The sequence below is a fragment of the Panacibacter microcysteis genome, assembly GCF_015831355.1.
Lineage (GTDB): Bacteria > Bacteroidota > Bacteroidia > Chitinophagales > Chitinophagaceae > Panacibacter > Panacibacter microcysteis.
Window position 1 is genome coordinate 2,105,485 of sequence record NZ_JADWYR010000001.1, and the last position, 18,098, is coordinate 2,123,582.

Here is an 18,098-nt window from a genome sequence, read left to right on the forward strand (position 1 = left end):
AAAAAAGAATAATACTATTTCTGATGTCTAACAGTAAAATCAATCCGCGCAATACTGTTGTATTGCTCATGATCATCGTCATCGCTGCAATACGGCTCTTCAATAATTTCAGCACCAACATCAGTGTGCTGGCAAATTATTCGCCACTTGCAGCAATGGCTTTATTTGGCAGCGCATATTTTAAAGGAAACGTAAGACCGCTCCTGTTTCCGTTAATGGCAATTTTTATCAGTGATGTTGTTTTGTTTACAACTGTTTACAAAGACTATGGCAATGGCTTTTTGTACGATGGATGGGTTTGGGTATACGGCGCATTTTTAGTGATCGCTGTTTCAGCAAAGCTTATCATCAGGAAGATCAGCGTGCCGCGTATAGCAGCAGCGGTTATTACGGCCGTTTTAATACATTGGCTGGTTACTGATTTTGGCGTTTGGCTGGGAAGCAAAACCTATGCGCAAACCTGGAGCGGATTTATGGCATGTCTTGCGGCGGCGATCCCGTTTGAGTTGCGTTTGCTTACCGCAACCATTATTTATAGTACTATTATGTTTGGCATATTCGAGCTTATGCAGCGTAAATATGTGGCACTAAAAGCAATGTAGCTTAACAGTCTTCTTTATATAACATATATCCCTCAACAAAAATATTGTTACTATGAAAGCCTGTTCTTTTCTTCCGGCTGCAACGCAGATGATCTATGACATGGGTTTGCAACATTTGTTGCATGGCGTTACGTTTGAGTGCCCGGCAATAGCATTACAAGAGAAAGCAAAAGTTGTGCGTTGTGTGCTGGAGGGAAAGGCTTATTCAAGTACTGAAATCGACCGTATTTTTTCCGCCTCCAGGGCGCAGGGTAAAAGCTTGTATTATGTTGATGATACTATACTGCAGGCAATACAACCAGATGTAATTTTTACGCAGGATGTATGCGAAGTTTGCCAGATAGATACTGCCTGCACCGCTGCAGCTGTTGCCCGGCTGGAGAAACAACCATTGCTTATACCGCTTACTCCGCAAAACCTCGATGATGTATACACTACTGCCATTACAATAGCTGCAGCATTGGGGAATGAAACAGCGGCTTATACCCACCTTGCTGCTTTATCGCAACGTACTGCTGCCATACTGGATGTACTGCGTGCGCACCGCATGCCGTTAAAACGTGTAATGCTGATGGAATGGATAGCGCCTGTATATAATTGCGGACACTGGATCCCTTTCCAGGTGGCACAGGCCGGGGGTATAGATATGCTTGGCAATCCCGGTGGTGATTCTATAGTAACGCAATGGGAAAAAATTGTGAAGTACAACCCGGAGGTCTTGGTTGTGGCACCATGCGGTTTCAATGTCAGCCGTTCTTTACAGGAAATGCACCTGCTAACCCAAAAGCCTGGATGGCATTCCCTGCAGGCTGTACAAAACGGCCAGGTTTTTATACTCGATTTTGATTTGTTTACCCAACCCAGTGCCTCTACGCTGGTTGATGGAATAGAACTGCTCTCGGCAATTTTTCATCCGCAACTATTCCATGTGCCGGCACACCTGCAACAGAAGTTTGTTAACTTTTTTACTGTAAATGAGTATGCCTAAACATGAGCCGAAGGTTTGTCCGCGATGCAACAACGAGTTTGAATGTCGTGCAGGGGATATTACAAATTGCCAGTGCAGTGCTGTAGCATTAACCGTAGAAGAACAGGCATTCATAGAAGACCGCTACAACGACTGCCTTTGTACAGGTTGTTTACACGCGCTAAAGAACAGGTATGTTTTTTTCAAAGAAAAATTTTTAGGCCGTTGAGCAGGCTGCAGGCATATATGAACTGGAGTGGCGGCAAAGATTCAGCACTTTGCCTGTATAGGGTTTTGCAAAGTGGTTTATACAACGTTTCTCGATTACTTACCAGTGTTAATGCTGTACATGACCGTATTTCTATGCACGGCGTAAGGCGGTCTTTACTGCAGGTCCAGGCGGCGGCAATCGGCATTCCATTAACAACAATCGAATTGCCGGAGCAACCGGGCATGCAGGAATACGAAGAAATGATGCAGCAAAAAGTAGCAGAACAACGTAATGCCGGTTGTACACATGCTATTTTCGGCGACATATTTTTAGAAGATTTGAAACTTTACCGGCAGCAAAAACTGGCCGCTTCGGGTATAAACTGCGTGTTTCCTTTATGGAAGATAAATACGCTGCAACTGGTAAATGAATTTATTGCTGCAGGTTTTAAAAGTATCATCGTTTGTGTAAATGAACAATACCTGGATGCTTCTTTTTGCGGAAGAATAATTGATCATGATTTTATCAGCGCTCTTCCGCCAAACGTAGATCCTTGTGGGGAGCATGGCGAATTTCACTCTTTCGTGTTTGATGGACCTATTTTTAAAACGCCCGTAAATTTTACCAAAGGCGACGTGGTGCGTAAAACATATGCGGCACCCGCCGGTAGCCCTGTACCAGACTATGGCTTTTATTTCTGCGATCTCCTGCCTTTGTATACATGATCATATAATAAGCGGTGCACCATTTTCTGCATTTTCTGCTTTACGATTCATCAGTCACCATTGCCCATTCCCGATTCCCGATACGTACCTTTACTAAAAATGACGCCATGCCAATCGACATCAGCAAACTTATCACCGTCATCTTTACGCTGTTTGCCGTTATAGATATTGTTGGTTCTATTCCCGTTCTTATTGGTTTGAAAGGCAAAATGGGCAGTATAAGAACGCTGCAGGCAACAGTGGTTTCCGGTGTGTTTATGGTAGGTTTTCTTTTTGTGGGTGAGCAGTTCCTGGCTATTCTCAGTCTCGATGTTCATTCGTTTGCCGTTGGAGGTTCTATTGTAATATTTTTGATAGGGCTCGAAATGGTATTAGGTAAAGAAATATTTCACAGCGAAACCAATGCAAAAAGCGGAACGGTTGTGCCCATCGCTTTTCCTATAATAGCGGGCAGTGGTACACTTACCACCGTTATGTCGCTCAAAGCAAACTATGAAGACTGGTACATACTTATTGGCATTATTATAAACCTTGTTATCGTGTACCTGGTGCTAAGATCACTCAGTTATATAGAGCGTGTGTTGGGAGAAGCAGGACTGGCGGCCATCCGCAAGTTTTTTGGTGTTATACTTCTTGCCATTGCCGTAAAGATTTTTGGTACCAATGTATCGCAGTTTATAAAATAATGTACTTGGCTGCATTGCTACTATCGCCGCCTGTTGTGTCACTCACTTGTACGGCTGAATCAATATTGGGCAAGTTTATACGCAGCAACGTATAAACTATAAGCAATGCGTTAACAGTCATGGTAAAATGATCATATGAGTGCTGTATTGAAATGATTGCCAAACAATTCTTTGCCGCAAAAACCCCCGAAATTGGCGGATTACGCATGCATGGCCAATCAAACAGTAAATTAATTTTGACACAAAAAAACCAGTGAAACAAATCTTTATCAATCTGCCGGTAAAAGATGTAGAAGCATCAATGCAATTCTACAAAGAATTAGGTTTTACACTTAACCCTTTATTCACTTTTAACGACCAGAAATGCATGGTATGGACTGACCGGATCTATGTGATGTTACAGACACTCGAAATGTCTAAAAAAAGGGAGAAAAAAAATATTGCTGACCCTAAAACAAACAGAATTGCAACATTTACACTTCCTGTAGAAAGTCTTGAGACGGTCAATGAAATGATGGAACGGGGGTTAAAAGCAGGTGGAGCGGAATCAACAGAATTGATTGATGAAGGCTTTATGCAAATTAGAAACATTGAAGATTTAGACGGGCACAATTGGGCTGTAATGTTTCTTGATGTTGATAAATTTAAAACAATAACAGGTAAATAAGCAGTATGGAAAACCATCACATACAGCTTTGCTAAGCCAGGTTTTACGAAGTTGATTTACCTCTGTCTTCATATGCCTGCAATATGAGCACTTACTTTTGAGTTTACCAGATAATAAGTAACTAAAGTCATAAGCCGAAGCCTAAGCTCATAGCTGATATGCTGTACAAGAGTGCGACGCAAGAGGTGATGCCATAAAAAACTACAGCCCGGCCCATAAAAAAGCCCCCTGAATGATCAGGAGGGCTTATCCAAACACCGCACCAAAGCATTTTAACGAAGCGGGAAATGAACACCTGCGCGTAAAGACAGGTTATTCATATTGCTGTAGCCAAACTTTTTATATGAAACATAGTTGTAATCTGCACCCAAACTAAAGCCTGATGCGCCGCCTTTACTAAACGGCATCATTATACCGGCACCTGCCTGTGCCGTAAATGAACCACTGGTAGATGAACTGCCGAACTGGCCGAGATACTGTTTAAAATCTATAAGGCTTACACCTGCACCCGCAGATATGTAAGGCTGTATAAATGATCCGGTGCCACCAAGCGGTTTAAATGTTCCTTTGGCCAGCAAGGGCACAGATTGTATGGAATTGGTAAGTACAGCGGATGTCTCTTCGTTATCGCCCGTTTTATAAATAGCCCTGGGGTATTTCTGGTAATAATCCTGGTAGCCAAATTGTACGCCGGCAGACCATTTTTCGTTTATTCCATACATCAAAGCGCCTGTTACACCACGCGGAGAAGCATTGCTTATTATGTCGTTTTTAAAACTGCCCAGTGGAATGCTGTAATTATAATTCAAATCCAGTTTAAGCATTCCTTTTTGCTGGGCACTCGCAGAAACTGCTGCAATAAGAAACAATACCATCAATGCGCCCGTATATCTTATATTTTTCATTGCTGTAGATTTTAATTGTTGGTTTTAATGTACTGCGACTGATCAAACAATGCTTTTACCTGTGCATCTGCATTGGTTTCATTGAAAATACCTGTACCACGCACCAGGCCGTTCCATATAAGGCTTATTTTGTTTGAGCCTGCAGCATCTTTAAGATCAAGCATGTCAATTGATACTGCGCCTTCTGTAATCTCAAATACGCTGTAACCGTAAGGCACATAATAACCATAGCCGCCGTAGCCCCAGTAATAAGGATCCCAATAGCCGCCATAATAATCCCAATAATCGCCATACGTTACCACGCCTGAGGAACTCTGGTAGATCCTGTTAACGGTTAAACCAAGATCCGGGGACTGGGCTTTGCTTACTTTGGTATAGCCGCGCTCCTGCATATACTTATTTACTGCATCAACGTATGCGCGGTCAGATGCTGTCGCCTCTTTGGTGGCCTTACCATTATCAATCACCGCTACGGAATCGGCAAGGTTATATGTCTTATAACTTTCAAAATTTGCCGATGAATCGTAATTGGTAACATAAATTCTCGATTCTTCCGGCGTAAGGTTATTCAGCGGATCTTTCTGGCAACCTGTTGCTGCAATCAACACCGCTCCGGACAATACTACAAGTGTGCGTTTCATATGATGTTTCTTTTTCTATAGATTAATAACAATTACTAAACCATTTATTAAGACGGGTTTACGGCCATTAGTTTACTTGCCTAAATGGCTTTAAGAAACATTTAGAGAAGATGTTAAATGTGTAATAACAAAGACTTGTGAAGCAATAATGCCACAAATAAAAAAGAGCGCTGTATGCAGCGCTCTTTTCATAAAAAATGAATTATAACTATATCTCCTGTGCTCCTTCTATTAATACAGTAGCTTTATTGTTGGATACTTCTACAAAACCACCCTGTATCATGTAAGACTCAGAACTGCTTTTGTCTTTCAGTATCTTCAGTTTGCCTTTTCCAAGCGCACTAACCAGCGGGGCGTGCTTGTCAAGCACTTCAAACAAGCCATCAATGCCCGGCAACTGAACGCCATAAACATCACCGCTGTATAGTTTCTTTTCAGGAGTTAATATTTCTAAAGTCATGATATTTATTTGAAATATGGATGGAAGATTTCATAAAGAAAACCTCCGGTCAACAGTGATCCTATCCCTGCGCCTGGGCCAGCAATTTTTTACCTTTTTCGATGGCATCTTCAATTGTACCTACCAGGTTAAATGCTGCTTCAGGATATTCATCAACTTCACCATCCATGATCATATTAAAACCTTTGATGGTATCATTAATGTCAACAAAAACACCTTTCAAACCGGTAAACTGTTCTGCCACATGGAAAGGCTGGGAAAGGAAGCGTTGCACACGGCGTGCACGGCTTACTGTTAATTTATCTTCATCACTCAGCTCATCCATACCCAGGATGGCAATGATATCCTGCAGCTCTTTATAGCGCTGTAAGATCAGCTTTACACGGTTGGCAGTGTTGTAGTGCGATTCACCAACAATTGCCGGTGTTAAGATACGTGATGTAGAATCCAGCGGATCCACCGCAGGGTAGATACCAAGGTCAGATATTTTACGGCTCAATACCGTTGTGGCATCAAGGTGGGCGAAGGTTGTAGCCGGCGCGGGGTCAGTTAAGTCATCTGCCGGTACATATACCGCCTGTACAGACGTAATAGAACCATTTTTGGTGGAAGTGATACGTTCCTGCATCAAACCCATTTCTGTGGCAAGTGTTGGCTGGTAACCCACCGCTGATGGCATACGACCCAGCAATGCAGATACTTCAGAACCTGCCTGTGTAAAACGGAAGATATTATCTACGAAAAACAGGATGTCTTTACCTTTTCCGGTACCATCTCCGTCACGAAAATATTCAGCAATAGTAAGACCAGACAATGCCACACGTGCACGGGCACCTGGCGGCTCATTCATCTGCCCGAATACGAAAGTAGCCTTGGAATCTTTCAAACCTTCCATATCCACTTTGCTAAGATCCCAACCTCCTTCTTCCATGCTGTGTTTGAAAGCATCACCATATTTCATAATGCCGGCCTCAATCATTTCACGCAGCAGGTCGTTCCCCTCACGTGTACGCTCACCCACACCCGCAAACACCGACAAACCACCGTAGCCTTTGGCAATATTGTTAATCAATTCCTGGATCAGTACTGTTTTACCCACACCGGCACCACCAAACAAACCGATCTTACCACCTTTTGCATAAGGTTCAATAAGGTCAATTACCTTAATACCTGTAAACAATACTTCAGTAGAAGTACTCAGGTTTTCAAATAATGGTGGCAGGGCATGTATAGGACGACCATTTTCTTTGCTAACCTGGGGCAAACCATCAATTGCATCACCTGTTACATTAAACAGACGGCCATTAATACCGTCGCCGGTAGGCATTGCAATTGCTTTTCCGGTATCAATTACTTCTGTACCACGTACCAGACCTTCGGTACCGTCCATCGCAATGGTACGAACGCTGTCTTCACCGAGGTGTTGTTGAACTTCAAGAACCAGTTTATCACCGTTGTCTCTTTTCAGTTCCAGCGCGTTGTAGATTTCAGGCAGGTTGCCATCTGCAAACTGCACGTCTACTACCGCGCCAATGATTTGTTTTACTTTACCCTTATTAGCCATAAATGACGTTTATTTCAGCAGGTTTTAAATAATTTCAATAGAAAATTGGCGTGTTTAGCGTCAATTCCAATTTTGGCCGCAAAGGTAAGGGAATAGCGGTTTCAAAGTATTTACAAAAAGAAGTTTCAAAGTATTTTTTTGGGTCAGCTATTCAACAAAGATGGGGCTGATGTTGCGACGCTCCGTTCATCTTTGGGTTATTATGGCAGCTGCAGTCTCCGGTGCAATCCACGTACCTGTAAACTATTCCGTCAGAACTTAAGATAGCTCCCGTACCACCACCTTTCCTTTGTGAAAAGGACATATTAAAATATTATGATAAGTGAATAAAAACACTTATATTCAATGGCTCCTAATCAAACCACGCCTTATGAGATATTTGTCTTTACCCCCTGAAGAAATCAAGCCTGCATACGAAGTTGTTATCATCGGTTCCGGTTATGGAGGAGGCATTGCAGCCTCCAGGTTGTCGCGTGCAGGTAAAAAGGTATGTGTACTGGAGCGCGGCAAAGAATTTCAACCGGGCGAGTACCCCGATACATTATTGGAAGCTACTGAACATATGCAGGTGCACACAGCAGGTGGTCACCGCGGTTCTGCAACAGGCCTGTTCGATTTTCATGTGCACAAAGGCATTAGCGTACTGGTTGGCTGCGGTCTTGGCGGCACCTCACTTATCAATGCAAATGTTTCTATTAAACCTGAAGAAAGAGTATTTGATGATCCGCGCTGGCCACAGGTTCTGCGCGATGAGTTTGATAACCCGGGCAGTTTGCTTGTCCGTGGGTATGACCTGGCTGCAGATATGTTGAAAGCCAAACCAATGCCTGCTCATATTATAACGGGTAAACTACAGGCGCTGCAAAAATCCGCTGATACGAACCATGAGAAATTTTACAGAACAGCTATCAATGTAAATTTCGATGTAGATGGTGAAAACCATGTGGGTGTGCAACAAAAGCCCTGCAACCTCTGTGGCGACTGCTGTTCCGGCTGCAACTACAGCGCTAAAAACACGCTTATAATGAATTACCTGCCCGACGCGAAAGCGCATGGTGCAGAAATTTTTACAGAGGCGGCTGTTAGTCACATAGAAAAGAAAGGCGATAAATGGCACGTGCATTATGTCACCGTAAACACAGGCGAAAATCTCTTTGACGCACCCGAACTTTTTGTAGAAGCCGACATCGTGGTACTTTCTGCCGGCACACTCGGCTCCACAGAAATTCTTCTACGCTCTAAAGAAAAAGGACTAGCCGTATCTGATAAGGTTGGCTATGAATTCTCCGGCAACGGAGATGTATTAGGTTTTGCATATAATACAGATGTGGAAGTAAATGGCGTTGGTGCAGGCTCCCATAAACTGGATGAAGACAAACTGCCGGGGCCATGCATAACAGGCGTTATTGATTTGCGCTACCAGCAAAATCCTGACGATGGTATGATAGTGGAAGATGCTGCAATACCAGGTGCGCTGGCCGCTATTTTACCCGAAGCGCTTTCGCTTGATAGTACCTTGCTGGGCAAAGTGGAAGAAGATGACAGTGATAAGGGAATGGTCAATAAAATAAAGCACAAAGCGCGTATTGTAGACAGTATTGTAAGAGGCGCTTACCATGGCGCAATAAAAAATACGCAGACCTATCTGTTAATGACCCATGATGGCGAACATGGAAAATTTGAGCTGAAAAATGACCGACTTAATATCGATTGGTCTACCGTAGGTAAAGAAGCTATCTTTCAAAAAGCGGATGCGCAATTGCGAAAGGAAACATTGAGCCTGTCTGGTGTATATATCAAAAACCCGGTATGGGTAAAGGAGATGAACAATGAACTGGTAACAGTTCACCCGCTTGGTGGCTGTTTTATGGGCGAGACGATAGAAAGCGGTGTAGTAAATCACAAAGGACAGGTATTTGCAAAAGACAGTACCGCAGGGGTGTACGAGAATTTTTATATAACAGATGGCTCTGTCATTCCACGATCATTGGGTGTTAATCCACTGCTCACCATTTCGGCAGTTGCAGAAAGATGTTGCGCTATTTTGGCTGCAGACCGCGGGTGGACGATTGACTACGGTTCCGCAAAAAAAGTTGCACCGCCACCATCTGCAGATAAAACGGTAGGCGTGGAGTTCTCTGAAACCATGCGTGGCTTTTTTACCAAAGGCATTACCAATAACGATTATAAAACCGGTTTTGAAAAAGGGGAAGTTGCTGCAGAATCTTTTGAATTTACGCTCACCATAAGAAGCAACGATGTCTATAAAACGATCAGCGATCCTACACACCCTGCTTTTATGAGTGGCACGGTGATGGCACCCGGACTATCAGCCCGCCCTATCAATGTCTCTGAAGGGTTGTTCAACCTGTTTGTAGACGACCCGGATAGTGTAAACACGAAATTGATGAAGTATGCCATGCGCCTGGATACCGAAGAAGGCAAACAATATTATTTCAAAGGCTTCAAGTATGTGCACCACGACCGCGGTTTGGATGAATGGCCGGACACGTCAACTTTATACATTACAATATTTGAAGGCAACAATGACAGCGGTGCAGTTGCAGGGCAGGGTATACTACACATTTTGATGGCAGACTTTGCAAAGCAAATGCGCACCATGAAAGCCGTGAATGCTTCTTCCACCGCAGAAGGACTAAAAGCACTTGCTGCGTTTGGAAAATATTTTGCCCGTTCTTTGTTTGAAGTATATGGTGGCATTGCAGCCCCACTGCAGTTCTTCGGCCTGGATGCGCCACCCAGAAAGAAAAGAGAACTGCGTACGTCAGCACCCGGGTACTATCCTTTCACTACGCAGGATAATATTCAACTCCTGCTTACAAGGTATAATGGCGGAACCAAAGGGCCCTTACTTATGGTGCATCCTTTCAATGGCAACCGGCTTAATTTTTCTATTGATACCATTGATACCAATCTTACAGAATATTTCTATAACAACGGTTTTGACGTATGGTTGCTCGATAACAGGCTTAGCAGTTTTATGCCTTCGGCATCCGGCCAGCATACCTGCGATGCAATTGCGCAGTACGATTACCCTGCCGCAATTAATACAATAAGATCTGTAACAGGTGCGGCACAGGTAGATGTGCTGGCACATTGTGTAGGTTCCATTACCATGTTTATGTCATTGCTGCAGGGTTTGCAGGGCGTACGATCAATGATCAGTACACAAATTGCGTCAGACTTTTACCCTGCCACACAGGTAAAACTAAAAGCGGGCCTGCATTTGCCGCAGGTGCTCGATGCATTGGGTATTCACTCGCTTAATGCATTTGTTGATAACGACAAATCATGGCAAACAAAACTCTACAATGAATTTGTAAAACTTTACGCAGATGCGGTTGCAGATTTTTGTACAGATCCTGTTTGCCAGCGCATGACGTTCATGTTCGGTCCTTTATATGAACACACTAACCTGAACGCAGCAACACACAGTGCAAACATCGAAATGTGGGGCATTGCCAATATGACCACCTATAGCCAGCTTACAAAAATGATACGTGCAAAGAAATTGCTGAATGCTGCCGGTGAAGATGTTTACATGCCGCATATAGACAGGCTTGCTATACCCATCACATTTATTCATGGAGAAAAGAACCGTGTGTTTGCCCCTGAAAGCACGCTTACAACTTATAATAATCTTTGCAACAGTAATGGTAAAGCGTTATACGCACATCACCTGGTAAAAGATTATGGACATAACGATTGCCTGTATGGAAAAAATGCTGCGGCAGACGTGTACCCGCTTATGCTGCAACATTTCAGCAGGTTTTACCAATAAAGATAGTACGCCGCAATAGCCTGTTGCAGCGTGGTTTATAACATTGAAAATAAATTTATGTACCCGGCTGTAGAACACAGGTCATCTTCGTTGCGTCGCACTCTTGTACTGTATTACATACATGGGCATTTGGTTGCGGGCCCGGATAACCTTAACGTGGCCGCAGCATGCTGAGTTATTATAAGAACGTACAAGTGAGTGACACAACAGGCGATGATAGTAGCAATGCAGCTAAGTACACACATTTAACTACCAGCAAAAACTTACATCCATGCCCGATATACGCTACGTAATTTTTTCCGACATGCACTTGGGTGCAGAAAACAGTATTCTTACCAATCTTGCAGAAAATTCGTATGAAACGGATACCACCAAGGCAAGCCCTGTAATGATGAGGCTTATTGATTGCCTGCGGGATGTGATCAGTAAAAATGAAGGCAGCAAAAAGCCAACGCTGGTACTGAATGGAGACCTGATGGAGCTTGCATTAAACACGACCAATAACGCTTCTATGGCGTTTGAGCGGTTTATGGAACTGACTATGCCTGCAAATGCAGAGCGTTTATTTGATAAAGACATCTTTTTCCTGTCCGGCAATCACGATCATAACATGTGGGAGCGTTCCAGGAATTATCATTACATAGAATACCTGAAAACATTGCAGGGGGGAGAACGCATAAGAGATGAAATTCATTGTACCAGCATGTTTAATCCGGAGCCTATAGCTGAGAATCTGCTAAATGCCCTGGTGCACCGCTACCCGCATTTGCAGGACGTGAATGTAAATGCTGCTTACCCTGCCCATGCTGTACTAAGCGAAGACAAGCAAAAATGTGTAGTGTTTTGTCATGGCCATTACGTGGAATCTATGTATTCGCTAATGACAAACCTGCGCTCTAAAATTTTTCCTGACCGAATAAAGCCCGGAACATTTGAACACCTGGAACAGGAGAACTTTGCATGGGTGGATTTTTTCTGGTCAACACTGGGCAGGTCGGGCTCTGTGGGCAAAGACATAGATCTTATTTACGATAAGATACAAGACCCCGAACAGGTAAAAATAATGATCCACAACATTGCGGAAAGTTTTACAGCGAACAGGAAAAATATGGTACTCCGCTGGGCAGAAAGGGAAATACTGCAGGAGATATTATCTTTTACAGTTGGCAGGCTTGCCGCCAATGAACGTAATGAGCCCGATGTAGTACTAACACCAGATGCCACGCAAGGTCTGAAAGCTTTCATGGAAATTTTTGTAATGAACCAGTTGCGTCATGAGCTCAATGGATATATTCCGCCAAACATATCATTTATATTTGGGCATACACATAAACCTTTTCAGCAACTGATGAACTATACCGGTTATACCACGCCGGTAAAAGTGTACAACAGTGGGGGTTGGGTAGTAGATACCATGAAACCTCAGCCACTGCATGGCGGCTCTGTGTTACTGGTTGATGAACATATGGATGTAATAGTACTGCAGATGTATAAAGAAGGAAAACACAATGTAACACTCGAGGAATTGAAGGATGTAAATGAGAAAAGCTGCGATTTTTATCAGCGCGTAAACAAACTGATCGATATGAAGCAGGAGCCGTGGAGCAGTTTTGCCTCAATTGCCGAACAGGAGATTAACCTGCGTTATAAATACCTGGCAGAGATTGCAAAAAGCAATAATTAGTTATTACCCGCAATACCAGAAAATGCGCCAACATTACCGATTCTTTTTCCTGCTCTTTTTTTTGTGTGCTGCTTGCGGGGCAAAGTCTCAGTCTGTTATTACCTTAACAGACAGTACTGATGACTTATGGATTGGCAAAGCTGTTTACTATCTGGAAGACGCAGCAGCACAATTGTCGTTTGATGAAATAGTAAAGGACTCTGTGAACCGGCTTTTTTTAAAACTCGACCAGGATGCGCCCAACTTTGGCAATGTAGAAACCACGATATGGAACAAGTTTTATGTAGTAAACAAATCTTCCAGGAAATGGGTATTATCTGTTTTGAACTATGATATTGACACACTTGTATTTCATTATAAAGACAGCCTGAACAATGTGCAAAAAATTGTTGCCGGCAGCTCCCGGCCGCTTAGTTCGAGAAAATACAAAACACCATACTATACGTTTGATCTGCCTGCAAATATTGATGATACTGCCGTTTTTTACCTGAAAGTGCAAACCTATATATTCCAGTACCCGATGGTGGTAAGCTCGCAGGAAAAATACATAGAAGATCTGCACATTAACAATTTACTCAAAGGGCTTTATTATGGGTTTGTTATATTGATCATAATTTATAATCTTATACTGTTTGTATCATTAAAAGACCGCAATTATCTCTACTATATTATTTACATCTTCTTTACAGCTCTGCTTATGGCAGAGCATGCCGGGGTGATAGCGCTGGTCTGGGGAGACAAATTTCACTTCTTATGGAACCGTGGCCCTTTGATACTATCCCTTGCAGCAATTTTCTTTTTGCTATTTTCAAAATCCTTTCTTGAAACCAAAAGGTTTACACCGCGTGCACACGCAGTTATCAATTACGGGTTTATTCCCTTGTTGTGTCTGAGTATTCTTTTCAATCTTTTAAATGAAAATCTGTACGCCTCTGTAATCAACCAAGTGATTGGTTTTGGCTTGCTGTTGTTTATGTGCATAAATGCGTTCACCATTTATAAAAGGGGTTTTTATTCGGCGAGGTTTTATATACTGGCCTGTGGTTTTTATTTTATCGGGGTTACCATTTTTATACTTAAAACATTTGCTGTTATTCCATATAATCTTTTCACATCAAATGCTATGGAAATGGGTTCGGCCATAGAAATGATGTTGTTTTCGGTATCAATGGCAGACCGTATAACGACATTCAAGAAAGAAAAAGCAAAAGCGCAGAAAGAACTCATTCAATCTTTGAAAGAAAATGAACGGTTGATAACCGAACAAAACAAAGTACTGGAAATAAAAGTAGATGAACGTACCAAAGCCTTGCAGCAAACATTGAGTGCGTTGGAAATATCGCAGAATGAACTGCAGCAAAAAAACCTCGTTATTACAAAAGAGAAGGAAAGAAGTGACCATCTTTTGCTGAATATATTGCCTTATGAAACCGCACAGGAGTTGAAGGAGACCGGTACAGCAGTTGCAAGGTTCTATGATAATGTAACGGTAATGTTTACAGATTTTAAAGATTTTACAAGTATTACAGAGCATATGCAGCCTACAGAACTGGTAACCGAATTAGATCATTGTTTCAGGGCGTTTGATGGTATTATAGACAAGTATGATATTGAAAAAATAAAAACCATCGGTGACAGTTATATGGCGGCGGCAGGCTTGCCTGTACCAGATGATGCAGGAGCAACTAAGATCATCAAAGCAGCAATCGAATTGCAGGTCTTTATGCATCAGCATAACGAGATGCGAATTTCAGGCGGGTTAAAACCTTTTGAAATTCGTATAGGTGTTCATACAGGCTCTGTTATTGCAGGCATTGTGGGCAGCAAAAAATTTGCTTACGATATATGGGGAGATACAGTAAACACCGCATCGCGTATGGAAAGTTCCGGCGTTCCGGGCAAAATAAATATCAGTGAGGCTACTTATGCGCTTATAAAAGACAATTTCAATTGTGTTTACCGCGGAAAAATTGCCGCCAAAAGCAAAGGAGAAATTGACATGTATTTTGTAGAAGGCGCGCTTTAGCTGATTTGAAAAATGGCAAAGGTTTTATCTTTTCATATTTACCATATACACACCTGCCAGAATGATCAGCAAACAACCAATCTCTGCAAGTGTTACCTGCTCTCCATACAGCATGCCCCATATTACAGCTATTACCGGAATGCCGTACGTTACCAGCGAGGCGAACAATGGTCCGTCTCTTTTTACCAGCATGTAGAATAATATTGTTGCAACGGCAGAGCCCATTACACCGAGCAGGCAGGAAGCAAGTGTGGCATGCATTACAGGTTCGCTGGTAAAGGGTAGTTCAAAATAACCGGAGAAGATAAGTATCAGTAATGCCGGTAATAATAAAAAAGCAAATGACATGGCAGCAACACTGATAGCCGCCGTATTTTGCAGGTAACGGCTTACCATATTTACGTTGCAGGCATAACACACAGTTGCCATTAAAACCAGCGATGCATAAGAAAGGTCACCTACACTTATCCCTTCATGTGCTGCAAAAGGCAATAGCAGCAACCCGATAAAACCTGTAACTACGCCGAGTATTTTGTAAATGCCGGCGGTAAGTTTAAAAAACGTTACGCCTACTATTATTGTAAACATCGGTGTAAGAGAGTTAAGGATAGCGGCCAGTGAGCTGTTTATTTTAGTCTCCGCAATGCAGTATAAAAAAGCCGGAAAAAAACTACCCAGCAAACCGGAGAGTATTACAAAACCCCGCTTATTTTTTGGTACATTCCTGAAAGCTTTATACGCAAACGGCAATAATGCAATGGCCGCACTCAATATTCTAATAGAAGCCACCTGGTAAGCTGTCAAAGCCTGCATACCCAGCTTCATAAGTATAAAAGAACTACCCCATATAACACAAAGAAGTACAAACAACACCCAGCCTGCAAAACTTTTAGCCAAATTGAAAATTTTGGCAAAGGTCTTTTTTTAAAACAATAAAAGATAACTTTAAAAAAAATGATATATATGGCTTCTGTTAAGCTGTCAGAAATAAGTACAAGGGCCCCGGGGAAACTGGACAAAGAAAAAACCAAAGCAAAAACAGCAACGATGCTGGCAGCGTTGGATGAGCTGCAGAATCTCTTATATGCAGAAAGCAAACACTCGGTACTGATTGTTATACAGGGTATGGATGCCAGTGGAAAAGATGGTGTCATCAGAAATGTATTTGGTAACCTTAACCCGCAGGGGGTAACTGTGCAGTCCTTTAAAGCGCCTACACCGCTGGAACTGTCGCACGATTTCCTTTGGCGCATTCACCAGCATACGCCTCCAAAAGGTATGATGCAGCTATTTAACCGGTCTCATTATGAAGACATTCTTATAACAAGGGTGCATAAACTTATAGATGATGATATCGCCAAAAAAAGAATGAAGGCCATCAACGATTTTGAAGACCTGCTTGTAAAACACAATCATACCCATGTGCTAAAGTTTTACCTGCATGTATCAAAAGAAGAGCAGCATAAACGCCTGGAAGAAAGATTGAGCGACAAAACAAAACAATGGAAATACAATGAGAAAGATTTTGAAGAAGCAAAGCTTTGGGATGTTTATATGAACATGTACGAAGATTGCTTTAAAAACTGCAATACTGTTCCATGGCATATCATTCCTGCAGACCAGAACTGGTATAAAGAATACCTTATAACTGAGGCGCTGTATACATTGCTTAAGAGCCTCAATATGCGTTACCCGGGGTTAAAGAAATAGCAATATTGAAGTAGTACTATTTTTATTATCTTAGATTATCTTCTTCAAAACTAAAACGAACCTTATGGGATTTATTAAAGAATTTAAAGACTTTGCTATCAGGGGAAATGTGGTAGATCTTGCAATCGCAGTAATTATTGGCGGCGCTTTCGGCAAAATCGTTACATCTTTAAATGAAGATGTTATTACCCCCCTGCTGTTGAAACCTGCATTGGAAGCCGCAAATCTTACCAACCTAAATGAGCTAACCATATTTGGCTCGGTTAAATATGGCAATTTTATCGCTGCCATATTAAATTTTGTCATAATAGCTTTTGTTTTGTTTCTTATTGTAAAAGGTGTAAACGCAACCAAAAAGAAAGAAGCAGAAAAACCTGCTGCGCCACCTGCTCCATCCACAACAGAAAAATTGCTCATGGAAATAAGAGACGAGCTGAAAAAAGGTTAATTGTGGAATACTTGTGCGGTAAACAAGGCCACGTTTACGCATACATCATACCTTTGAAATCCCGGTACAGCATACAGCGCCGGGGTTTTTCTTTTTAAAAATTACAAAGTGAATTCACCCGGTTACCAGATAAAATTGCCACAGTTCGAAGGACCGTTCGATCTTTTACTGTTTTTCATAGAAAGAGATGAGCTCGATATATACGATATTCCCATTACCCGTATTATCAAAGATTTCCTCGCCTATATACATGAGCAGGAAAAATTAAACATTGAGTTAAGCAGCGAGTTCATTTTGCTTGTTTCTACACTCATGCGCATCAAAGCAAAAATGTTATTGCCAAGAAAAGAAATAGATGCGCAGGGCAATGAAATAGATCCGCGTCAGGAACTGGTTGATAAAATACTCGAATACAAGAAATTTAAAGAAGCCGCTGTGCAAATGGCAGAAATGGAAGCCATGCGCATGCTTATGCTTAAACGCGGCAACCTGCAGAAAGAACTCGCAATGATTGGTGAAGAAGCAGCCGAAGGAACAGAAATACAAACGGTAACGCTCTTCAAACTAATGAAGGCGTTCGAGAAAGTAATGCAGCGCGTACACGACAGAAATAATAAACCTGTGCACACCGTGGTCCGCTACAATTACACCATGGAAGGCAGCCGCGAAAACATGATGGATCTTGTACGCACAGAAAAAACCGTGGCTTTCGAAAAAATATTCGATGTGTGCCAGGATCGCATACACGCCATCTTCCTTTTTCTCTCCATGCTCGAGCTGGCGCAGCAGCGCTACATGACCATCATGGTTGGCGATGGCCGCAACAACTTTATTGTGGAATGGAATGAAAACAGGGAAGAAGAAGTAGAAACGATCATCGATGTTCCCGCCAATTAGCCGCTGTTGACATAATTTTTTTTATTGATGGCCCCATTTGCATAACACAGGTGGGGCTCTTGTTGCGTCGCACTCTTGTACTGCAGTACACAGTGCAGCGATA

The 18,098-nt window shown here is 42.4% G+C and carries 17 protein-coding genes; 12 read left to right on the plus strand and 5 right to left on the minus strand.

The features are described from left to right. The first annotated feature begins 23 nt into the window (after positions 1-23). The 6 genes from I5907_RS08470 (at position 24) to I5907_RS08495 (ending at position 3,858) form a co-directional block, all read left to right on the plus strand. The gene (locus I5907_RS08470; RefSeq protein WP_196990280.1) at positions 24-602 is read left to right on the plus strand and encodes a DUF6580 family putative transport protein; all 579 of its coding nucleotides are present in this window, start codon (positions 24-26) and stop codon (positions 600-602) included. 52 nt (positions 603-654) lie between these two features. Beyond that, entirely contained in the window at positions 655-1,590 is a 936-nt protein-coding gene (locus I5907_RS08475) for an ABC transporter substrate-binding protein (RefSeq protein WP_196990281.1), read from the plus strand. Beyond that, positions 1,583-1,798, plus strand: a complete 216-nt coding sequence (locus I5907_RS08480) for a cysteine-rich CWC family protein (RefSeq protein WP_196991042.1) — start codon at positions 1,583-1,585, stop codon at positions 1,796-1,798. Before I5907_RS08475 ends, I5907_RS08480 begins: the two co-directional genes overlap by 8 nt. Further along, positions 1,795-2,505: a Dph6-related ATP pyrophosphatase gene (locus I5907_RS08485; RefSeq protein WP_231402002.1), complete on the plus strand. Its 711-nt coding sequence runs from the start codon at positions 1,795-1,797 to the stop codon at positions 2,503-2,505. The genes I5907_RS08480 and I5907_RS08485 overlap by 4 nt, the downstream gene beginning before the upstream one ends. 107 nt (positions 2,506-2,612) lie before the next feature. Further along, complete coding sequence (locus tag I5907_RS08490; protein ID WP_196990282.1) at positions 2,613-3,191, plus strand: MarC family protein; 579 nt, start codon at positions 2,613-2,615, stop codon at positions 3,189-3,191. Between the two features lie 253 nt (positions 3,192-3,444). Further along, positions 3,445-3,858, plus strand: a complete 414-nt coding sequence (locus I5907_RS08495; RefSeq protein WP_196990283.1) for a VOC family protein — start codon at positions 3,445-3,447, stop codon at positions 3,856-3,858. A gap of 272 nt (positions 3,859-4,130) precedes the next feature. Here the strand turns inward: I5907_RS08495 and I5907_RS08500 are convergent, their stop codons facing one another. From I5907_RS08500 to atpD, 4 genes are all read right to left on the minus strand, one after another. Next, positions 4,131-4,763, minus strand: a complete 633-nt coding sequence (locus tag I5907_RS08500; protein ID WP_196990284.1) for an outer membrane beta-barrel protein — start codon at positions 4,761-4,763, stop codon at positions 4,131-4,133. A gap of 11 nt (positions 4,764-4,774) precedes the next feature. Next, positions 4,775-5,404: a DUF4136 domain-containing protein gene (locus tag I5907_RS08505; protein WP_196990285.1), complete on the minus strand. Its 630-nt coding sequence runs from the start codon at positions 5,402-5,404 to the stop codon at positions 4,775-4,777. Positions 5,405-5,612: 208 nt separating this feature from the next. Beyond that, the gene (atpC, locus tag I5907_RS08510; RefSeq protein ID WP_196990286.1) at positions 5,613-5,864 is read right to left on the minus strand and encodes an ATP synthase F1 subunit epsilon; all 252 of its coding nucleotides are present in this window, start codon (positions 5,862-5,864) and stop codon (positions 5,613-5,615) included. Between the two features lie 61 nt (positions 5,865-5,925). Further along, complete coding sequence (atpD, locus tag I5907_RS08515; RefSeq protein ID WP_196990287.1) at positions 5,926-7,428, minus strand: F0F1 ATP synthase subunit beta; 1,503 nt, start codon at positions 7,426-7,428, stop codon at positions 5,926-5,928. 370 nt (positions 7,429-7,798) lie between these two features. Between atpD and I5907_RS08520 the strand changes: the two genes are divergently transcribed. The 3 genes from I5907_RS08520 to I5907_RS08530 all read left to right on the plus strand — a co-directional run bounded on the left by I5907_RS08520 (position 7,799) and on the right by I5907_RS08530 (position 14,940). Next, positions 7,799-11,230 carry an alpha/beta fold hydrolase gene (locus I5907_RS08520; RefSeq protein WP_196990288.1) on the plus strand — a complete coding sequence of 1,144 codons (3,432 nt, stop codon included), beginning with the start codon at positions 7,799-7,801 and terminating at the stop codon, positions 11,228-11,230. Positions 11,231-11,501: 271 nt separating this feature from the next. Next, the gene (locus I5907_RS08525; protein ID WP_283016269.1) at positions 11,502-12,914 is read left to right on the plus strand and encodes a metallophosphoesterase; all 1,413 of its coding nucleotides are present in this window, start codon (positions 11,502-11,504) and stop codon (positions 12,912-12,914) included. Further along, positions 12,895-14,940 (plus strand): adenylate/guanylate cyclase domain-containing protein, encoded by a 2,046-nt coding sequence (locus I5907_RS08530; protein ID WP_196990290.1) that lies wholly within the window; start codon positions 12,895-12,897, stop codon positions 14,938-14,940. The genes I5907_RS08525 and I5907_RS08530 overlap by 20 nt, the downstream gene beginning before the upstream one ends. Positions 14,941-14,964: 24 nt before the next feature. Here I5907_RS08530 and I5907_RS08535 read toward each other — a convergent pair whose 3' ends face one another. Beyond that, entirely contained in the window at positions 14,965-15,837 is an 873-nt protein-coding gene (locus tag I5907_RS08535) for a DMT family transporter (protein WP_196990291.1), read from the minus strand. Between the two features lie 66 nt (positions 15,838-15,903). Here I5907_RS08535 and I5907_RS08540 point away from each other — a divergent pair, with 66 nt between their 5' ends. From I5907_RS08540 to I5907_RS08550, 3 genes are all read left to right on the plus strand, one after another. Further along, positions 15,904-16,650 carry a PPK2 family polyphosphate kinase gene (locus tag I5907_RS08540; RefSeq protein ID WP_196990292.1) on the plus strand — a complete coding sequence of 249 codons (747 nt, stop codon included), beginning with the start codon at positions 15,904-15,906 and terminating at the stop codon, positions 16,648-16,650. A gap of 64 nt (positions 16,651-16,714) precedes the next feature. Further along, on the plus strand, positions 16,715-17,098 hold the full coding sequence (mscL, locus tag I5907_RS08545; protein ID WP_196990293.1) for a large conductance mechanosensitive channel protein MscL: 384 nt from the start codon (positions 16,715-16,717) through the stop codon (positions 17,096-17,098). Between the two features lie 108 nt (positions 17,099-17,206). Then, the gene (locus tag I5907_RS08550) at positions 17,207-17,995 is read left to right on the plus strand and encodes a segregation/condensation protein A (RefSeq protein WP_196990294.1); all 789 of its coding nucleotides are present in this window, start codon (positions 17,207-17,209) and stop codon (positions 17,993-17,995) included. Positions 17,996-18,098: the final 103 nt, after the last annotated feature.

What these genes read in the sequence shown, in the direction of transcription:
- I5907_RS08470 (WP_196990280.1), top strand. Translation starts at nt 24, where the DNA reads ATGTCTAACAGTAAAATCAATCCGCGCAATACTGTTGTATTGCTCATG.
- I5907_RS08475 (WP_196990281.1), top strand. Translation starts at nt 655, where the DNA reads ATGAAAGCCTGTTCTTTTCTTCCGGCTGCAACGCAGATGATCTATGAC.
- I5907_RS08480 (WP_196991042.1), top strand. Translation starts at nt 1,583, where the DNA reads ATGCCTAAACATGAGCCGAAGGTTTGTCCGCGATGCAACAACGAGTTT.
- I5907_RS08490 (WP_196990282.1), top strand. Translation starts at nt 2,613, where the DNA reads ATGCCAATCGACATCAGCAAACTTATCACCGTCATCTTTACGCTGTTT.
- I5907_RS08500 (WP_196990284.1), bottom strand. Translation starts at nt 4,763, where the DNA reads ATGAAAAATATAAGATATACGGGCGCATTGATGGTATTGTTTCTTATT.
- I5907_RS08505 (WP_196990285.1), bottom strand. Translation starts at nt 5,404, where the DNA reads ATGAAACGCACACTTGTAGTATTGTCCGGAGCGGTGTTGATTGCAGCA.
- atpC (WP_196990286.1), bottom strand. Translation starts at nt 5,864, where the DNA reads ATGACTTTAGAAATATTAACTCCTGAAAAGAAACTATACAGCGGTGAT.
- atpD (WP_196990287.1), bottom strand. Translation starts at nt 7,428, where the DNA reads ATGGCTAATAAGGGTAAAGTAAAACAAATCATTGGCGCGGTAGTAGAC.
- I5907_RS08520 (WP_196990288.1), top strand. Translation starts at nt 7,799, where the DNA reads ATGAGATATTTGTCTTTACCCCCTGAAGAAATCAAGCCTGCATACGAA.
- I5907_RS08525 (WP_283016269.1), top strand. Translation starts at nt 11,502, where the DNA reads ATGCCCGATATACGCTACGTAATTTTTTCCGACATGCACTTGGGTGCA.
- I5907_RS08540 (WP_196990292.1), top strand. Translation starts at nt 15,904, where the DNA reads ATGGCTTCTGTTAAGCTGTCAGAAATAAGTACAAGGGCCCCGGGGAAA.
- mscL (WP_196990293.1), top strand. Translation starts at nt 16,715, where the DNA reads ATGGGATTTATTAAAGAATTTAAAGACTTTGCTATCAGGGGAAATGTG.